The following is a 16018-nucleotide window of genomic DNA, read 5'->3' as shown; positions in this document are numbered from 1 at the left end:
GCGTCTACTTGACCCCGTGCATCCACCGCTTCAACAGCGGCGTGATCACGAGGAACACCACCGCGCTCCCGATGCCGATCCACAACATCAGGTGGAACAGGTGCGCGTAGCGCCCGGCGGCGTCGACCACGTCGATCGCACCGCCTTCCGGGATCTCGATCGAGGCGAGTTTCCCGAACGAGGCCGCCAGCACTTCCGAATACGCCGTCGCCAGCCAGAAGCCGCCCATCATCAAGCCCACGACTTGCGCGACGGACAACTGCGTCACCGCGGACAGCCCGATCGGCGACAGGCACATCTCGCCGAATTCCAGGAGGAAGTACGCGAGCACCAGCCACCACACGCTCGCCATCGCGTTCGGGCCGACGGTGTGCGCAGCCGCCAGCAGCGGCAGGAACGACAACGCCGCGAACAACAACCCGATCGCGCTCTTCAACGGTTTGCTCGGGTTCGCCCGGCGTTTTTCGAGCCACGGCCACAGCCACGCGAAGAACGGCGACAGCAGCACGACGAAGAACGACCCGAGGAAGGTGAGCGAGCCAGCGGTCTGCGGCACGAGCACCACGTCGCGGAAGCACGCAACCGCCATCGCGGCCACCCAGATCCCGACGAGCACGCGCGCGAAGCCGCGCCGCCCTGCATCGCTCGCGCGCAACGCCATCACGATCAGGACCGGCGAGCCCGCCATCAGCCAGATCGACCACGGCAACGTGCCGCTCGCATCGCTGACCAGCGAGGGGAACATGTCCTTCGTCATCAGGCGATCGGTGAACGTCAGCCACGAGCCGTAGGTCTGCTCGTACAGGGTGAAGAACACGAGCACGCCGAGGATGATGATCAGCAGGGCGATCATCTGTTCGCGTTGTTCGCGCGTGCAGCGCGCGACGACGTACCAGGCGAACCAGGCGAAGAACAACGCGGCCACGACGTGCATCGACCAATGCACCGCGCCCGTGGTCTGGATCAGTTGCCACACCACCGCCACGCCGGCGATCGAGCCGAGGTAGATCCACCATTCGCGCGACAGCCCCGCGACGCGCGTGCGCAACGCAACCGGATCGCGCGGCTCGGCATGCCCATGCAGGTACTTCTGCCCCCACAGGAACATCGCCAGCCCTGCGAGCATCCCCACGCCCGCGGCGCCGAACCCGTATTTCCACCCGTAGGTTTCGCCGAGGAACGCGCAGATCAACCCGGCGAACAAGCCGCCCACGTTGATGCCCGCATAGAACAGCGTGAATCCCGAATCCCGTCGCGGATCGTCTTCGGCGTAGAGCTTGCCGACGATCGTCGAGATGTTCGGCTTGAGGAAGCCCACGCCCATGATGATCAGCGCAAGCGAGGCGTAGAACACCTGCAGCGCGCCGGCGTCGCGCACCATGACGCCATTGACGCGATGCGCCGCCTCGCCTTCGACCGCCATGCCCAGGTGCCCGAGGCACAACAGGATGCCGCCGAGCACCACCGCCTTGCGCATCCCGAGCCAGCGATCGGCGAGCAGGCCGCCGATCACCGGCACCGCGTAAACCAGGCCGCCATAGGCGCCGATGAGGTCGTAGCCGGCATCGTCGTTGAAGCCGTGGTGCTTCAGCAGGTAGAGCAACAACAGCGCCTTCATCCCGTAGAACGAGAAGCGCTCCCACATCTCGGTGAAGAAGCAGACGAAGACGCCTTTCGGGTGCCCGAGGAAATCCTCGCTGCGCGGAATGTCGGTGTAAGCGGTGACGGGCGACGACATCGCGCTGGCTCCCCCCGGGGCCGGACAGGCGCGGCGAGTATAGGGCGCGCGGCCGCACGCTGGACTTGTGACCGGCCGTGCGCTTAGGGTGGGCGCGGTTTTTTGTCATCCTTCCGGGAGATCGCCCGCCGTGTCCAGTACCGCTCCGGCCGGCCTCGAGCCGCGCACCGAATTCACCCTGCGCGCCCTGGTCCTGGGCGTGGTCGTCACCCTGGCCTTCACGGCCGCCAACGTCTTCTTCGGCCTGAAGGCCGGCCTGACCTTCGCCACGTCGATCCCGGCGGCGGTGATCTCGATGGCGTTGCTGCGCAACTTCAAGGATTCGACGATCCAGGAAAACAACATCGTGCAGACGGTCGCTTCCGCGGCCGGCACCCTGTCCTCGATCATCTTCGTGCTGCCGGGCCTGGTGATCATCGGGTGGTGGACGGGCTTTCCGTACTGGGCCTCGTTCCTGATCTGCGCGCTCGGCGGCATCCTCGGCGTGATGTATTCGATCCCGTTGCGCCGCGCGCTGGTCACCAATTCCGACCTGCCGTATCCCGAAGGCGTGGCGTGCGCCGAAGTGCTCAAGGTCGGCAGCCCGGGCGATGAAGGCACGGCGCACGGTGCAGAAGACAGCCGCGCCGGTTTGATGGCGGTCGTGTGGGGCGCGGTCGTTGCCGCGGTCTTCGCCGTCGTCGTCGCCACGCGTGTCTTCGCCAGCGACGTCAAGAGCTATTTCAAAGTGGGCGAGGGCGTCACGGGTTTCGACTTCGCGCTGTCGATGGCCTTGTTCGCCGTCGGCCACCTGGTCGGGTTGTGGGTCGGTCTTGCGATGTTGCTCGGCGCGATCATCGCGTGGGTTTGGGGCGTGCCCCATTTCTCCGCGCACGCCATCGGGCTCACCGGCAGCTTCGAGGACATCGCGGGCGCGACCTGGAGCACCAACGTGCGCTTCGTCGGTGCCGGCACGATCGGTGTCGCCGCGATCTGGACGCTCGGCAAGCTGGTCAAGCCCGTCGTCTCCGGCCTCACCTCCGCGATGGCCGCCAATCGCGCGCGCAAGTCCGGCGACCTCGCCTCGATGCCGCGCACCGAACACGACATCCCGATCACCGTCGTGGGCGCGGTGATGCTCGCCTGCTTCGTGCCCCTCGGTTTCCTGCTCTCGCACTTCAGCACCGAAACCGGCCTGGACGCGCACGCGATGCCGCTGATCGTCGGTGGCCTGTTCTACATCGTGGTGATGAGCTTCCTGGTGTCCACCGTGTGCGGTTACATGGCGGGCCTGATCGGTTCGTCGAACAGTCCCCTGTCCGGCATCGGCATCCTCGTGGTCATCGGCGCGGCCCTGCTGCTCGTGTTCGGCATCAAGCCGATGCTCGAACCGGGGCACGAGAAGGGGTTGGTCGCGTTCGCGCTGTTCGTCACCGCGGTCGTGTTCACCGTGGCGGCGATCGCGAACAACAACCTGCAGGATCTCAAGACCGGCCAGCTCGTCGACGCCACGCCGTCCAAGCAGCAATGGGCGTTGGTCGTCGGCGTGATCGCGGGCGCGGCGATCATCCCGTTCGTGCTCGACGTGGTGAACCAGGCCTACGGGTTCGTCGGCGCGCCCAACGCGACGAAGAACGCGCTCGCCGCGCCGCAGGCCGGCCTGATCTCCGCGCTGGCGAAGGGCGTGATCGAGGGCGGCATCGACTGGAGCCTAATCCGCATCGGCGCCTACATCGGCGTCGTGCTGATCGTCGTCGACGAAGTGCTGCGCCGCACGACGAAGAGCGCGCATCTCTCCCCGCTCGCCGTCGGCCTCGGCATCTACTTGCCGACCTCGGCGACGTTGATGGTGGTGGTCGGTTCGATCGTGGGCTGGTACTTCGACAAGCGTGCCGACCGCGGTCCGCGCCCCGAAGCGACCAAGCAACTCGGCGTGCTGCTGGCCTCCGGGATGATCGTCGGCGAAGGCCTGGTCGGCGTGCTGATCGCCGGCATCGTGGCGTTCCAGTTGTTCCCGCTCGCGATCGCCGGAGACGCATTCGCCAACGGCCCGGGCGCCTGGATCGGCGGCGTCGCGTTCGTCGCCGCCATCTTCTTCCTCTACCGCTGGGTCGGTCGCGCTGCCCGCACCGTCGACGCCTGACCCCACGCATCACTGCAGGATCCACGACATGAATTTGCGCCACACCCTGTTGTCCCTCGCACTGCTTGCCGCGTTGCCCGTCGTCGCACAGGCCGACCGCGGCTTCGAGGTCCGTGATCTTGCGAAACTCGATCGCGTGTCCGCGCCCGTGTTGTCGCCCGACGGCCGCAAGGTCGTGTTCGCCAAGCGCATCGTCGACTTCGACGCGAACAAGAGCGCGACCTCGCTTTGGATCGAAGACCTGGCCGCGCGCGATGCCGCGCCGCCCACGCGACTCACGCCGGAAGGCTGGAACGTCAATTCCCCGACGTTCGCAGACGACGGCACGCGCGTGTATTTCCTCAGCGCGAAGGGCGGGTCGATGCAGCTCTACGCGATCCCGGTCGCCGGCGGCGCGCCGGTGCAATTGACCGACCTCGCCGGCGATGTCGGCGGCTACGTGGTTTCGCCCGACGGCAAGCGCGTCGCGCTGGCGCTCGAAACCTTCGCCGACTGCAAATCCGACCTGCAGTGCAACGTCAAGCGCAACAAGGACCGCGAAGGTCGCAAGGCGTCGGGCGTGGTATTCGACCGTCTCTTCATCCGCCACTGGGATGCCTGGAACGAGGGCAAGCTCAATCGCGCGTTCGTCGCGCCCTTCCCGGGCAATGGTGCGAAGATCACGCAGGCCACGTTGGTCGGCGGTGACGTGATCGGCGACGTGCCCTCGCGTCCGTTCGGCGACACCAGCGAAATGACCTGGTCGCCCGACGGCAAGTCGCTCGTGTTGTCCGCGCGCAAGGCCGACAACGTCGAACCGTGGTCGACCAATTTCGACCTGTACCTCGTCAACGCAGACGGCACGGGCACGGCGAAGAATCTCACCGCCGCCAACAAGGCTTGGGATACCACGCCGGTGTTCTCGCGGGACGGCAAGACGCTCTACTACCGTGCGATGAAGCGCCCGGGTTTCGAAGCCGATCGTTTCGCGCTGATGGCGATGGACCCTGCGACAGGCAGAACCCGGGAGATCGCGTCGAAGTGGGATGCCTCCGCAAACGGGATTTTGCTTTCAGGAGACGGCAAGTCGATCTACACCACCGCCGAGGAACTCGGGCAGGCCCCGCTGTTCTCCGTCGACATCGCCAGCGGCGAAGTCACCTCGATCGTCAAGGACGGCACGGTCACCGCGCTCGACCTCAAGGGCCCGACGCTGGTCTACACGCGCAACACCCTGCAGACCGGCGATCAGTTGTTCGCCGCGCAGCCCGACGGCGCCACGCCGCGCGCGATCACGAAAAACGCCGGCGAAACGCTGCCCGACGTGAAGTTCGGCGAAGCCACGCAGTTCAAGTTCGCCGGCTGGAACAACGAGACCGTGCACGGGTACGTCGTGAAGCCCTGGAACTACCAGCCGGGCAAGAAGTACCCGGTCGCGTTCCTCATCCACGGCGGCCCGCAGGGCAGCTTCGGCAATGGCTGGAGCTATCGCTGGAACCCGCAGACGTATGCGGGCCAGGGCTACGCGGTGGTCATGATCGACTTCCACGGTTCGACCGGCTACGGCCAGGCCTTCACCGACGCGATCAGCCAGCATTGGGGCGACCGCCCGCTCGAAGACCTGCAGAAGGGTTGGGATGCCGCGCAGAAGCAGTTCGACTTCCTCGACGGCTCCAAGGCCTGCGCGCTCGGCGCCTCGTACGGCGGCTTCATGGTCAACTGGATCGCCGGCAACTGGAACACACCGTGGAAGTGCCTGGTCACGCACGACGGCGTGTTCGACCAGCGCATGATGGGTTACGCGACCGAGGAGTTGTGGTTCAGCGAATGGGAAAACGGCGGCACGCCGTTCGAGCATCCGGAGAATTACGAACGCTTCAATCCGGTCAACCACGTCAAGAACTGGAAGACGCCGATCCTCGTGGTGCATGGTCAGCAGGACTTCCGCATCCCGGTGGAGCAGGGCATCGGCGCGTTCACCGCGGCGCAGCGGCAGGGGATCGAGTCGAAGTTCCTGTACTTCCCCGACGAGAACCACTGGGTCCTCAAGCCGCAGAACAGCGTGCTTTGGCACGACACGGTCAATGCCTGGCTCAAGGCGCACATCGGCCAGTAATCCGGCCGATTCGACCGACGGAAGGCCCCGCGCTTGCGGGGCCTTTTCTTTTCACGCAGGCTCGACGGTGGCGGCACGAGGGTGGCCGCTCCAACGAGGGGACGCCGCATGTACGAGATCGACCACGGGGGCGAGTTCAAGGCCTATCGCGGGCCGGACCGGCGGAAGAACGCCGAGCGCAGGGTAGGCAACGATCGGCGGGAAATGATTCGCTTCGAACCGGACAAGGCCGACCGCCGCAGCGGGAAGGATCGGCGGAAGGCGGCAGCGTGGGGGACGATCGCGTCGCGCACCTGAGGTACGCGACGCGCCGGGAGCCCCGTCAGTATTCGAACACGCGTGCGCACGGCGTCGGATTCACCACGCCGGCACCGTTGTTCAATGCATCCAGGTAGTTCTTCAGCACTTCCTGCTCCGCGCGATCGGGATGGCCGGCCGGCGTGTACGGGCTGTCGGCGAGCGAGGCATTCGCCACCGCGATCAACTCGTTGATCGTTCCGCCGAAGGGCGCGTAGATGCGCGTGCCGTCGACCAGGCCCGCTTCCACGTTCAGCCGCATCGCCGCAAGGTGCGTCGACAACTTCCACGCCATGTTGGTCGCATTGCTGTCGAGCAACCACGTGGCGAACTGCGGATGCGTCGTCGGGTCGAAGGCGGCGCCGTTCTCGCCGACGAGGTTGAGCGCGGAGAGCAGCGCAAACTCGGGCGCGAGCGAGCCGCCGTCCATCAATGTCGCCAGGCCATTCTTGTTGTGCCAGAAGCCCGGCGTCTTCCCGCCACTGGGCTTGGTGCAGTAGTTGCCGAACGTCAGTTGCGTCGTCTTGCCCACCTGTACCGCGATGCCTGTCTGCGGATTGATCGGATGGCCCTGTGCATCGACGGGCGTGGACTGCACCCAGTTGCCGCCGAGCGGCGTGGCTTCGGACACCGTGTAGTCCACGCCGACGGGAATGTTGGAGAACTGCGCGTAGCCGAAGCCGTCGGTCGGCAATGTCCCCAGCGTGCCGAGCGTCGCCGAGCCGAGTGTCATCGGCCAGCCGGCCAGGCGTACTTCGTTCGCATCCTGGATGCCGTTGGCGTTCTTGTCGTAGAACTTCTTGACGATGATCGTGCCGGTGGAGCAATAGCAGGCCCACGCGGTGCCTGTCGCGAGCGTCGCGGCGACCAGGGCGGTGAGCAGGTGCGTCCGTTTCATGGAAGTCCATCCTCGGGTTGTGTTTCCAACCCAACGGATGAGTTCGGCGATGACCGGCCAGCCGTTCGTCAAGATTCGCCGATTTCACGCGCGGCTAACGACAAGCGCTCACGCGGCCCTCACATCAGCAGCAACGCGAACGCCCCTTGCCGTAGCGCGCCTGCATGCGTTCGATCGCGAACGCCTCGCGCGTCATTGGCGCCGTATCCCGATGCCGGGCCTGCACGTGGGCGACGTACGCGTCGTAATCGGGCAAGCCGATCGCCAGGCGCGCGGTCGCTTTCGCGGCGGCCCACGCTTCGCGCAGCGGTTCAACCAATCGCATCGAGCGCCACATGCGGCGTCTCCTTCGCGGTCGGCGTGTCGCTGCGACGTGCGCGCAAGGCCGCGCGCGTGGCGAACACCAGCGTGAGCACGACCACGCCCATGAACAAGGCGCACAGGGCCGCGTCGACCTGGAAGTTGAAGATCACGCGGCGCATTTCGTCGAGCGAATTCGCCGGAGCGAGTACTTCGCCGCGTTCGAGTGCGTCGCCGAAACGGCGCGCGTTCGCGAGGAAGCCGATCTTCGGATCGGCGTGGAAGAGTTTCTGCCAGCCCGCCGTCAGCGTGCACACGAGCAACCACGCGGTGGGGACCGCAACGACCCACAGGTAACGCTCGCGCTTCATCTTCACCAGCACGGCGCAGACGAAGATCATCGCCAGGCCCGCGAGCATCTGGTTCGCGATGCCGAACAGCGGCCACAAGGTGTTGATGCCGCCGAGCGGATCGACGACGCCCTGGTAGAGGAACCACCCCCAGCCCGCGACCGCGAGCGCGGTGCAAACCAGGTTCGCGGTCCAACTCTCCGTTCGCTGGAACGATGGCACTGCGAGGCCGACGACTTCCTGGATCATGAAACGCGCCACGCGCGTGCCCGCATCGATCGTCGTCAGGATGAACAAGGCTTCGAACAGGATCGCGTAGTGGTACCAGAAGGCCAGCATCCCCGTGCCGCCGGCGATGCCGTGGAGGATCTGCGCCATGCCGACGGCGAGCGTCGGCGCGCCACCGGTGCGCGAGAGGATCGTGGTTTCGCCGATGTCGCGCGCGGTCTGCGTCAGCACGTCGGGCGTGACGAAGAAGCCCCACTGCGCGATCGCGTGCGCCGCCGACTCCGCCGTCGCGCCGATCGCGGCGGCCGGTGCGTTCATCGCGAAGTAGACCGCCGGGTCCAGCACGCACGCGGCGACGAGCGCCATCACGGCGACGAAGGCTTCCATCAACATCCCGCCGTAGCCGATCGCACGGATCTGGCCTTCGCTGGCGATCATCTTCGGCGTCGTGCCCGAGGCGATCAGCGCGTGGAAGCCCGAGATCGCGCCGCACGCGATGGTGATGAACAGGAACGGGAACAACGCGCCGGCGAACACCGGCCCCGTGCCGTCGACGAAGCGTGTCACCGCCGGCATCTTCAACTCGGGCATCGCGACGAGGATCGCAACGGCGAGCAACACGACGGTGCCGATCTTGAGGAAGGTCGAGAGGTAATCGCGCGGCGCGAGCAGCATCCACACCGGCAACACCGCTGCGATGAAGCCGTAGGCGATCAGCATCCACGCCAGCGCTTTGCCATCGAAGGTGAACAGCGGCGCCCATTGTTCCGATGCAGCCACGTGGCCGCCGAACCAGATCGAGGCGAGCAGCAACACCAGGCCGATGATCGAGGCTTCGAGGATGCGCCCCGGTCGGAACCACCGCAGCCACGCGCCCATCAGCAAGGCGATCGGAATCGTCATCGCGACGGTGAACGTGCCCCACGGGCTGATCGCGAGCGCCTTCACCACGACCAGTGCGAGGACCGCGAGCAGGATCACCATGATGGCGAGGATGCCGATCATCGCGGTGACGCCGGCGGCGGCGCCGAGTTCGGTGCGGATCATCTCGCCGAGCGAGCGCCCGTCGCGGCGCACCGAAAGGAACAGGATCATCATGTCCTGCACGGCGCCGGCGAGCACGACGCCGAACAGGATCCACAGCAATCCCGGCAGGTAGCCCATCTGCGCCGCTAGCACCGGTCCGACGAGCGGACCCGCGCCCGCGATGGCTGCGAAGTGGTGCCCGAACAACACCGACTTCTGCGTCGGCACGTAATCCAGGCCATCGTTGCGGCGCCATGCGGGTGTCGCGCGCGTCGGATCGATGCGCAGCGCCTTGTCCGCGATGTAACGCGCGTGGAAGCGATAGCCGATGCAGAACACCGACACCGCCGCCGACACGATCCACACTGCGCCGACCGACTCGCCGCGCGACAGCGCCAGCGTCGCCAGGCACGTCGCCGCGAACAGGGCGAGCGCGCCCCAGCCGAGCCAAGCCACCTTCCGCATCGAATGCTTCTCCCCGCGCCGGCTCAGAGCCAGCGCACTTTCTTCAGGTAACGGTACAGGCCGATCACGACGACGCCGACGACGCAGACGAGGATCGCGTAACTGTGGCGGCCGTGCAGCTCCGGCATGTGTTGAAAGTTCATGCCGTACCAACTCGCGATCAGCGTCGGCGCGGCCAGCAGCGCGGCCCAGCCGGCGAGCTTCTTCACCACCTCGCCCTGGTTCACGGTGACGAGCGAGAGGTTCACGCTCATCGCGGCGGTGAGCATCTCGCGCATGGTGTCGGTGGATTCGTTCACGCGCATCGCGTGATCGAGCACGTCGCGGAAATACAGCCGCACTTCGTCGGGGACCAGGGCGCCGTGCATGCGCGTGAGTTGCGCGAGGATGTCCTGCATCGGCGAGACCGCCAGGCGCAGCTGGGTGAGTTCGCGCTTGAGTTCGTAGAGTTTGACGATCGTTTCGCGGCGGAAGGTTTCGGCGAAGATGTCCTGCTCCAGCGCGTTGAGCGAATCGCGGAAGCCTTCGACGATCGGCTGGTAGTTGTCGACGACGAAGTCGAGGACCGCGTAGAGGCCGTAGGCCGGGCCAAGCGCAAGCAGTTCGGGCTCGCGCTCCACGCGCGAACGCACGGGCGCGTAGGACAACGATGCGCCGTGGCGCACGGTCACCAGGTAACGCGGCCCGAGGAACGCATGTGTTTCGCCGAAACGGATCTTGTCGTCGACCAGTTGCGCGGTATGCACGGCGACGAACAGGGAATTGCCGTAGGCCTCGAGCTTCGGGCGCTGGTGCGCGTGCAGCGCGTCCTCGATGGCCAGTTCGTGCAGGCCGAACTCTTCCTGCAGTTTCTCGAGCAGCGTGTCTTCCGGTTCGTACAACCCGACCCAGACGAAGGTGTCGTCCTCGACGGACAACACGTCGCTGATTTCGTCGAGCGTGATGTCGCGACGCTTGCCGTGGCGGTCGTAGGCCGCGCAATTGATGACGCAGACAGGCAGGGCGGCAGCGGGCTCGGTCATGCCCGCATGCTGCCTCAAGCGCGGCGGGCGGGGAAGGCCAGCGCGGCGTGGATCGGCAGCAGCAATGCCAGCCACGGCGCCTGGAACTGCGTGCCCGGGGGCAACTGCAGGAGGCAGGCGATCGCGCCGCACGCGACGATCGCGATGCGGACCCATTGGTGGAACCGCGAGGGCGCACGCCCGCGCAGCAGCGCCCACGCGCCCGGCAGCAGCAACAGGCAAAGCGGCGAAAACAACAGCAGGTTGTGGTTCGCCCAGCCCGCGATGTGTTCGGTGCAGCACCAGATGAACGCGAGGACCAAGCCGAGCGTGCCGCACGCCGACCAGAACGGCAGCGCGACGGCGCCCAGGGCGCGCGGCCTGTGCGTCATCAGCCAGCGCATGCCGGCGGCTAGCAACAGTCCGGCGATCAACCACGGCCACCACCGGCGCGGCGCATCCGGCGGTTCGGGCGGGAGGCGATGCGGCAGCAGCAGCGATTCGGTGCGCACGAGCGGGCGGCCTTGCGTGTTCTTCACTTCGCGCAGGCTCGCCGCCAGGCGCATCGGCACGAAGGCATCTTCCCAGCGCGAGAGGGGACGGTCCGCGGACGGCCCGAGCCCGATGTCGAACCCGAGCCACATCCACGTCGCAGGCGAGGCCAGGCGCACCGATTCGCTGCGGAACGTATCGCCCGCCGAGCGCACCGCGAGTTGTTTGCGCAGCGCGCCGCCCATCGCGCGGTCGAGTGCGTCGCGCACGCGCGTGGAGCAGTTGTCGGTGAAGTAGTCGTAGCGGTAACGCGCGTTTTCCGGGCGCGCGTTGAACGCCAGCGCCTGCGCGAGCGCGTTCGCCTGCGCGGGCGTGAGGTCGAGCCACTGGATCGACACGCCGCGACCGACTTCGCGGTAATACGCCAGGTCTTCCGACATCGGCAGCACGGCGAGCAGGTACCGCATGTCGCCTTTCACGAAGCGGCCGATGAAGCCGGCTTCGCCCGGATCGAAGAAGCCGAAGTTGTAGGACAGCGGCGTGGGCGCATCGGGATCGTCGACGACGATCGCGTTGTGGCCGAAGCGCTCGAAAAAGATCTCGCCCGGCTGCATGGTCATCACGCCGATGCGCGGCGTCGCGGCGCTGGCTGCCGTGGCGAAGAGCCACAGCAGCAACGCGAGCAGCGGGAAACCGACCTTACGCGTCTGCATGCACGCTGACGTGCAACGCGTGCAAACGACGCGCATCGGCGCGCGCGACGCGGAAACCGAAGCGGCCCAGCGTCAACTCTTCGCCCGCTTCCGGCAAATGCCCGATCGCCGCGGTCAGCAGGCCGCCGATGGTGTCGTACTCGTCGTCATCGAAATCCGAACCGAAGCGTTCGTTGAAATCGGAGATGGGCGTCAGTGCGTCGACGACGAAGTGCCCATCGGCCTGCGCGGAAATCAGCGTGGTCTCGTCGACCGCCTCGTCGTGCTCGTCGTCGATGTCGCCGACGATCTGTTCCAGCACGTCCTCGATCGTGACCAGGCCGGCGACGCCGCCGTATTCGTCGATCACGATCGCCATGTGGTTGCGCGACTGGCGGAACTCGCGCAGCAGCACGTTGAGTTTCTTCGACTCGGGGATCAGCACGGCCGGGCGCAGGAATTCGCGCACGCTGTTGCGGGCGTGGTCATGGTCGGCGACGACCACGCGCAGCAGGTCCTTCGCGAGCAGGATGCCGAGGATCTCGTCCTTGCCTTCACCGTGCACCGGGAAGCGCGAATGGCCCGATTCGACGACCAGGCGCATCAGCAGCTCGAGCGGGGCATCGGCGGAGAGCGCGACCATCTGCGCGCGCGGGATCATCACGTCGCCGACCGTCAGGTCGGACACCGCGATGGCGCCTTCCATCATCCGCAGGGTGTCGGCCGCGATCAGCCCGTCGGCCTGCACGTCGCGCAGCAGCTCGACCAGGTCCTCGCGGGTGGTGGGTTCGCCGGACAGCGCGGCGGTGATGCGATCGAGCCAGGTGCGGCGGCTCTTGTCTTCGGTTTGCGGGGGACTGTCGTCGTCGGCCATGGGGGTCGGGGGGAGAAGCTCCGGATGCGTGGAGCGACCGTCGGCGAGTCTATCGCAGGCGGGGGGCGGGCCGGTGAATCGCGCTTGGACGGGGTGGTCAGTCTTCGGCGTAGGGGTCGTCGATGCCCATCTCGGCGAGGATTTCGCGCTCCAGCTGCTCCATGCAGTCGGCTTCCCGGGCGTCTTCGTGGTCCCAGCCGAGCAGGTGCAGCGTGCCGTGGACCGTGAGATGGGCGTAGTGGGCGGTCAGCGCCTTCTTCTGCTCGCGCGCTTCGCGTGCGACGACCGGTGCGCAAATGACGATGTCGCCGAGCAGGGGCATCACCACGCCTTCGGGCAATTCGGCCGGGAAGCTCAGCACGTTGGTCGCGTAGTCGCGGCCGCGATAGTGGCGGTTGAGCGCCCGGCCTTCCTTGGTTCCGACGATGCGGATGGCGAGATCGGCCTCCCGGATGCGGCCCTTGAGCGCGGCGCCGACCCATTTGCGGAAGCTCACGGCCGCGGGCAGGCCGAGGCGGGGCAGCGCGTATTCGACCGAGACATCGAGGCGAACGGGGCCCTTGGTCATTGCGTGCCGGCTCCGGTGGCCTTGTCGTCGGTGTCGCGCGCGTCGTAAGCATCGACGATGCGCGCCACCAGCGGGTGGCGCACGACATCGCGCGCCTGGAAGAAGGTGAAGCTGATGCCGTCGACGGCGCGCAAGACCTCGATGGCATCGCGCAGGCCGGACTTGATGTGCTTGGGCAGGTCGATCTGCGTCACGTCGCCGGTGACCACGGCGGTCGAGCCGTACCCGATGCGCGTCAGGAACATCTTCATCTGTTCGATGGTGGTGTTCTGCGCTTCGTCGAGGATCACGAACGCGTCGTTGAGCGTGCGCCCGCGCATGTAGGCGAGCGGCGCGATCTCGATGACGTTCTTCTCGAGCAGCTTGACCACCTTTTCCACGCCGAGCATTTCGTACAGCGCGTCGTAGAGCGGGCGCAGGTAGGGATCGACCTTCTGCGTGAGGTCGCCGGGCAAGAAGCCCAGTTTCTCGCCGGCTTCCACCGCCGGCCGCACGAGGATCAGGCGCTGCACGCGCGATTCGTTGAGCGCCTCGACCGCCATCGCCACCGCGAGGAACGTCTTGCCCGTGCCCGCGGGCCCGACGCCGAAATTGATGTCGTGCGTGGCGATCGCGTGCAGGTACTTGCCCTGGTTGGCGCCGCGGCCGCGGATCGTGCCGCGCTTGACACGGATCGCCACGTCCTGCGGCTCGATGTCCCGCGCCGCCCCGGCGTCGTCGGCCACGGCGTTGAGGCGCAGGTTGATTGCGTGGCCGTCGAACGTCTCCTCGCCCGCTTCCTCGTAGAGGGCGCGCAGGAATTTCTCGGCGCGCGCGGCCGCCGGGTCCGGCCCGGTGATGCGGAAGATGTTGCCGCGGTTGGCGATCTCCACGCCAAGGCGCAGTTCGATCTGGCGCAGGTGCGCGTCGAAGGCGCCTGCCAGGTTGGCCAAGCGCTCGGTGTCGTCGGGTTCGAGGGTGAAGTCGCGCTGCGAGGGTTCGTTCATGCGGCGAAAGGGTAGCGCGGTCGCCGTGCGGTGCGCGATGAACGCCGCGGCGCCTCGAAAAAGTAGGCCAAAAAGGACGGCCGTCGACTCCAATGCAATGCGTGGTCCTCGATGGGCCTGCGCGACCGCCCGTCGGGCCTCGCTTGCCACAATTAATTCCTGAATTAAATAATTGCCGCATGAGCCCATTCCCTACCAAAGTCCGCCGGAAAGCCGCCCCCAAGGGGCCGGAAGTCGTTGAAACGGCTGAGCTTCCACGCGCACCGCATCCCCGCAAGCCCGGCCGTCGCGCGGTCGGGCGCCCGGCGGGCGAAGGGGGCGATCTGCGCACCCGCCTGCTCGATGTCGCCGTCTCCTGTTTCGCGCGCCACGGCATCTCGGCGAGCACGCTGCGTGAGATCGCGCACGAGGCGGGCGTGAATCCCGCGCTCGTCCACTACTACTTCGGCGACAAGCAACAACTGCTGCAGGCGGTGATATCCGAACGGCTGATGCCCGCGTTCGCCGACGTGCGCGACGCGACGCTCCAGGGCGGCGACGACATCTCCGGCGTGATCGCCGGCTTCGTGCGCGGCATGTGCGAAACGGTCGAAAAGCATCCCTGGCTGCCGCCGCTGTGGGTACGCGAAGTGCTGTGCGAAGGCGGCGCGTTGCGCGAATTGCTGTTCACCACGATGGCGCCGCAGATGCCGCAAATCCTCGCGGCGAAGTTCGCGCAGGCGCAGGCCGCTGGCCAGCTCAATCGCGAACTCGACCCGCGCCTGCTGGTCACTTCGCTGATCGGCCTGACCCTGTTCCCCGCCGCGGGCGCGCCGATCTGGCGCCGCCTGTTCGACGCCGAGGACATCGACGCGGCCGCCATGAAGAACCACGCCATCGCCCTGCTCGATTCCGGCATCGGCGCCCCCTGAGCACGAGTCCTTCCATGCCCCTACGCCCCCGACTGATCGTCCTGTGCGCGCTCGCCGCGCTCGCCGCCTGCCGCAACGATGCGCCGCAGGCGCTCGGCACGCTCGAATACGACCGCATCACCTTGCCCGCGCCCGCGGCGGAGAAGATCGTCGCCATCGGCGTGCGCGAGGGACAGCAGGTCAAGGCCGGGCAATCGATGTTGCAACTGGAACCGGATCGCACGCGCGCCGGCACCGAATCGATGCGCGCGCAGGTGGCGCGCCAACGCGCGAGCCTGGCCGAAATGGAGGYCGGACCGCGCGCCGAGGACATCGCCCGTGCACGCGCCGAGCTGGCCGCCGCCAACGCACAGGCCGACGACACGCGCGTCTATTACAACCGCGTGCGCCAGCTCGGTGCGCGCCAGTTGATGGCCGCCTCGGACATCGACCGCGCACGCGCCGCCGCGGACAACGCCGCGGGCACCGCGCGCGCCTTGCAACAGGCCTTGCGCGAACTCGAAGCAGGCACGCGCGTCGAGCAGATCGCGCAGGGCGAAGCCGCGCTCGCCGCATCGGAAGCGGACGTCGCCGCGCAGCAGGTCACGCTGCGGAAACTGTCCGTCGTCGCACCGCGCGACGGCCTCGTCGACAGCCTGCCGTACAAGCTCGGCGACCAGGCCGCGGTGGGGCAACCGCTCGCGATCCTGCTCGTCGGCCGACCCTTCGCGCGCGTCTACGTGCCCGAACCGATCCGCGCGAAGGTCGCCGTGGGCACGAAGGCCAGGCTCTACATCGACGGCAAGGACGATGCGCTCGCCGGCACCGTGCGCATGATCCGCACCGAGCCGACGTTCACGCCGTACTTCGCGCTGATCGGCAAGGACGCCGCGCGCATGTCGTACATCGCCGAGATCCAGGTGGACGACGCGAATGCCAGGCTCCCCGCCGGCCTGCCGGTGCGCGCGGAGTTCGCCGAGTGAATGCGCAAGCCAC

Annotated in this window: 14 protein-coding genes; 5 read left to right on the top strand and 9 right to left on the bottom strand. The window is 67.2% G+C overall.

Annotated elements, in window-relative coordinates; translation table 11 throughout:
- Positions 1-4: 4 nt before the first annotated feature.
- A complete protein-coding gene (locus ACXJJ8_RS10605; protein ID WP_499029717.1) occupies positions 5-1738 on the bottom strand; it encodes a peptide MFS transporter in 1734 nt (577 codons plus the stop codon).
- 130 nt (positions 1739-1868) lie between these two features.
- On the opposite strand from ACXJJ8_RS10605, the gene ACXJJ8_RS10600 reads away from it, so the two are divergent.
- The 3 genes from ACXJJ8_RS10600 (at position 1869) to ACXJJ8_RS10590 (ending at position 6252) form a co-directional block, all read left to right on the top strand.
- Positions 1869-3860: an OPT family oligopeptide transporter gene (locus tag ACXJJ8_RS10600; RefSeq protein WP_499029715.1), complete on the top strand. Its 1992-nt coding sequence runs from the start codon at positions 1869-1871 to the stop codon at positions 3858-3860.
- 28 nt (positions 3861-3888) lie between these two features.
- The gene (locus tag ACXJJ8_RS10595; RefSeq protein WP_499029712.1) at positions 3889-5955 is read left to right on the top strand and encodes a S9 family peptidase; all 2067 of its coding nucleotides are present in this window, start codon (positions 3889-3891) and stop codon (positions 5953-5955) included.
- A 108-nt stretch (positions 5956-6063) separates the two neighbouring features.
- Complete coding sequence (locus tag ACXJJ8_RS10590; protein ID WP_499029710.1) at positions 6064-6252, top strand: hypothetical protein; 189 nt, start codon at positions 6064-6066, stop codon at positions 6250-6252.
- Between the two features lie 25 nt (positions 6253-6277).
- On the opposite strand, the gene ACXJJ8_RS10585 is transcribed toward ACXJJ8_RS10590, so the two are convergent.
- From ACXJJ8_RS10585 to ACXJJ8_RS10550, 8 genes are all read right to left on the bottom strand, one after another.
- On the bottom strand, positions 6278-7150 hold the full coding sequence (locus ACXJJ8_RS10585; RefSeq protein WP_499029708.1) for an SdrD B-like domain-containing protein: 873 nt from the start codon (positions 7148-7150) through the stop codon (positions 6278-6280).
- A gap of 124 nt (positions 7151-7274) precedes the next feature.
- On the bottom strand, positions 7275-7475 hold the full coding sequence (locus ACXJJ8_RS10580) for a CstA-like transporter-associated (seleno)protein (RefSeq protein ID WP_499029706.1): 201 nt from the start codon (positions 7473-7475) through the stop codon (positions 7275-7277).
- Positions 7462-9519 (bottom strand): carbon starvation CstA family protein, encoded by a 2058-nt coding sequence (locus ACXJJ8_RS10575; protein WP_499029704.1) that lies wholly within the window; start codon positions 9517-9519, stop codon positions 7462-7464. Before ACXJJ8_RS10575 ends, ACXJJ8_RS10580 begins: the two co-directional genes overlap by 14 nt.
- 23 nt (positions 9520-9542) lie before the next feature.
- Positions 9543-10541: a magnesium/cobalt transporter CorA gene (gene corA, locus ACXJJ8_RS10570; protein WP_499029702.1), complete on the bottom strand. Its 999-nt coding sequence runs from the start codon at positions 10539-10541 to the stop codon at positions 9543-9545.
- Between the two features lie 14 nt (positions 10542-10555).
- Positions 10556-11725, bottom strand: coding sequence for a lipoprotein N-acyltransferase Lnb domain-containing protein (locus ACXJJ8_RS10565; protein WP_499029700.1), 1170 nt, complete (start codon positions 11723-11725; stop codon positions 10556-10558).
- A complete protein-coding gene (locus tag ACXJJ8_RS10560) occupies positions 11712-12578 on the bottom strand; it encodes a CorC family transporter (RefSeq protein WP_499029698.1) in 867 nt (288 codons plus the stop codon). Before ACXJJ8_RS10560 ends, ACXJJ8_RS10565 begins: the two co-directional genes overlap by 14 nt.
- 97 nt (positions 12579-12675) lie before the next feature.
- Complete coding sequence (gene ybeY / locus ACXJJ8_RS10555) at positions 12676-13146, bottom strand: rRNA maturation RNase YbeY (RefSeq protein WP_499029696.1); 471 nt, start codon at positions 13144-13146, stop codon at positions 12676-12678.
- Entirely contained in the window at positions 13143-14132 is a 990-nt protein-coding gene (locus tag ACXJJ8_RS10550; protein ID WP_499029694.1) for a PhoH family protein, read from the bottom strand. The genes ybeY and ACXJJ8_RS10550 overlap by 4 nt, the downstream gene beginning before the upstream one ends.
- A gap of 179 nt (positions 14133-14311) precedes the next feature.
- Between ACXJJ8_RS10550 and ACXJJ8_RS10545 the strand changes: the two genes are divergently transcribed.
- Both ACXJJ8_RS10545 and ACXJJ8_RS10540 read left to right on the top strand, forming a co-directional pair.
- On the top strand, positions 14312-15043 hold the full coding sequence (locus tag ACXJJ8_RS10545) for a TetR/AcrR family transcriptional regulator (RefSeq protein ID WP_499029692.1): 732 nt from the start codon (positions 14312-14314) through the stop codon (positions 15041-15043).
- Between the two features lie 14 nt (positions 15044-15057).
- Positions 15058-16005: an HlyD family secretion protein gene (locus ACXJJ8_RS10540; protein WP_499029690.1), complete on the top strand. Its 948-nt coding sequence runs from the start codon at positions 15058-15060 to the stop codon at positions 16003-16005.
- The last annotated feature ends 13 nt before the right edge of the window (positions 16006-16018 follow it).

This window comes from Lysobacter sp. P5_C4 (assembly GCF_054049695.1).
This window is presented reverse-complemented; position numbering and strand designations above follow the sequence as displayed.

What these genes read in the sequence shown, in the direction of transcription:
- ACXJJ8_RS10575 (WP_499029704.1), bottom strand. Translation starts at nt 9,519, where the DNA reads ATGCGGAAGGTGGCTTGGCTCGGCTGGGGCGCGCTCGCCCTGTTCGCG.
- ACXJJ8_RS10580 (WP_499029706.1), bottom strand. Translation starts at nt 7,475, where the DNA reads ATGCGATTGGTTGAACCGCTGCGCGAAGCGTGGGCCGCCGCGAAAGCG.
- ACXJJ8_RS10565 (WP_499029700.1), bottom strand. Translation starts at nt 11,725, where the DNA reads ATGCAGACGCGTAAGGTCGGTTTCCCGCTGCTCGCGTTGCTGCTGTGG.
- ACXJJ8_RS10550 (WP_499029694.1), bottom strand. Translation starts at nt 14,132, where the DNA reads ATGAACGAACCCTCGCAGCGCGACTTCACCCTCGAACCCGACGACACC.
- ACXJJ8_RS10605 (WP_499029717.1), bottom strand. Translation starts at nt 1,738, where the DNA reads ATGTCGTCGCCCGTCACCGCTTACACCGACATTCCGCGCAGCGAGGAT.
- ACXJJ8_RS10595 (WP_499029712.1), top strand. Translation starts at nt 3,889, where the DNA reads ATGAATTTGCGCCACACCCTGTTGTCCCTCGCACTGCTTGCCGCGTTG.
- ACXJJ8_RS10590 (WP_499029710.1), top strand. Translation starts at nt 6,064, where the DNA reads ATGTACGAGATCGACCACGGGGGCGAGTTCAAGGCCTATCGCGGGCCG.
- ybeY (WP_499029696.1), bottom strand. Translation starts at nt 13,146, where the DNA reads ATGACCAAGGGCCCCGTTCGCCTCGATGTCTCGGTCGAATACGCGCTG.
- ACXJJ8_RS10585 (WP_499029708.1), bottom strand. Translation starts at nt 7,150, where the DNA reads ATGAAACGGACGCACCTGCTCACCGCCCTGGTCGCCGCGACGCTCGCG.
- ACXJJ8_RS10545 (WP_499029692.1), top strand. Translation starts at nt 14,312, where the DNA reads ATGAGCCCATTCCCTACCAAAGTCCGCCGGAAAGCCGCCCCCAAGGGG.
- ACXJJ8_RS10560 (WP_499029698.1), bottom strand. Translation starts at nt 12,578, where the DNA reads ATGGCCGACGACGACAGTCCCCCGCAAACCGAAGACAAGAGCCGCCGC.
- corA (WP_499029702.1), bottom strand. Translation starts at nt 10,541, where the DNA reads ATGACCGAGCCCGCTGCCGCCCTGCCTGTCTGCGTCATCAATTGCGCG.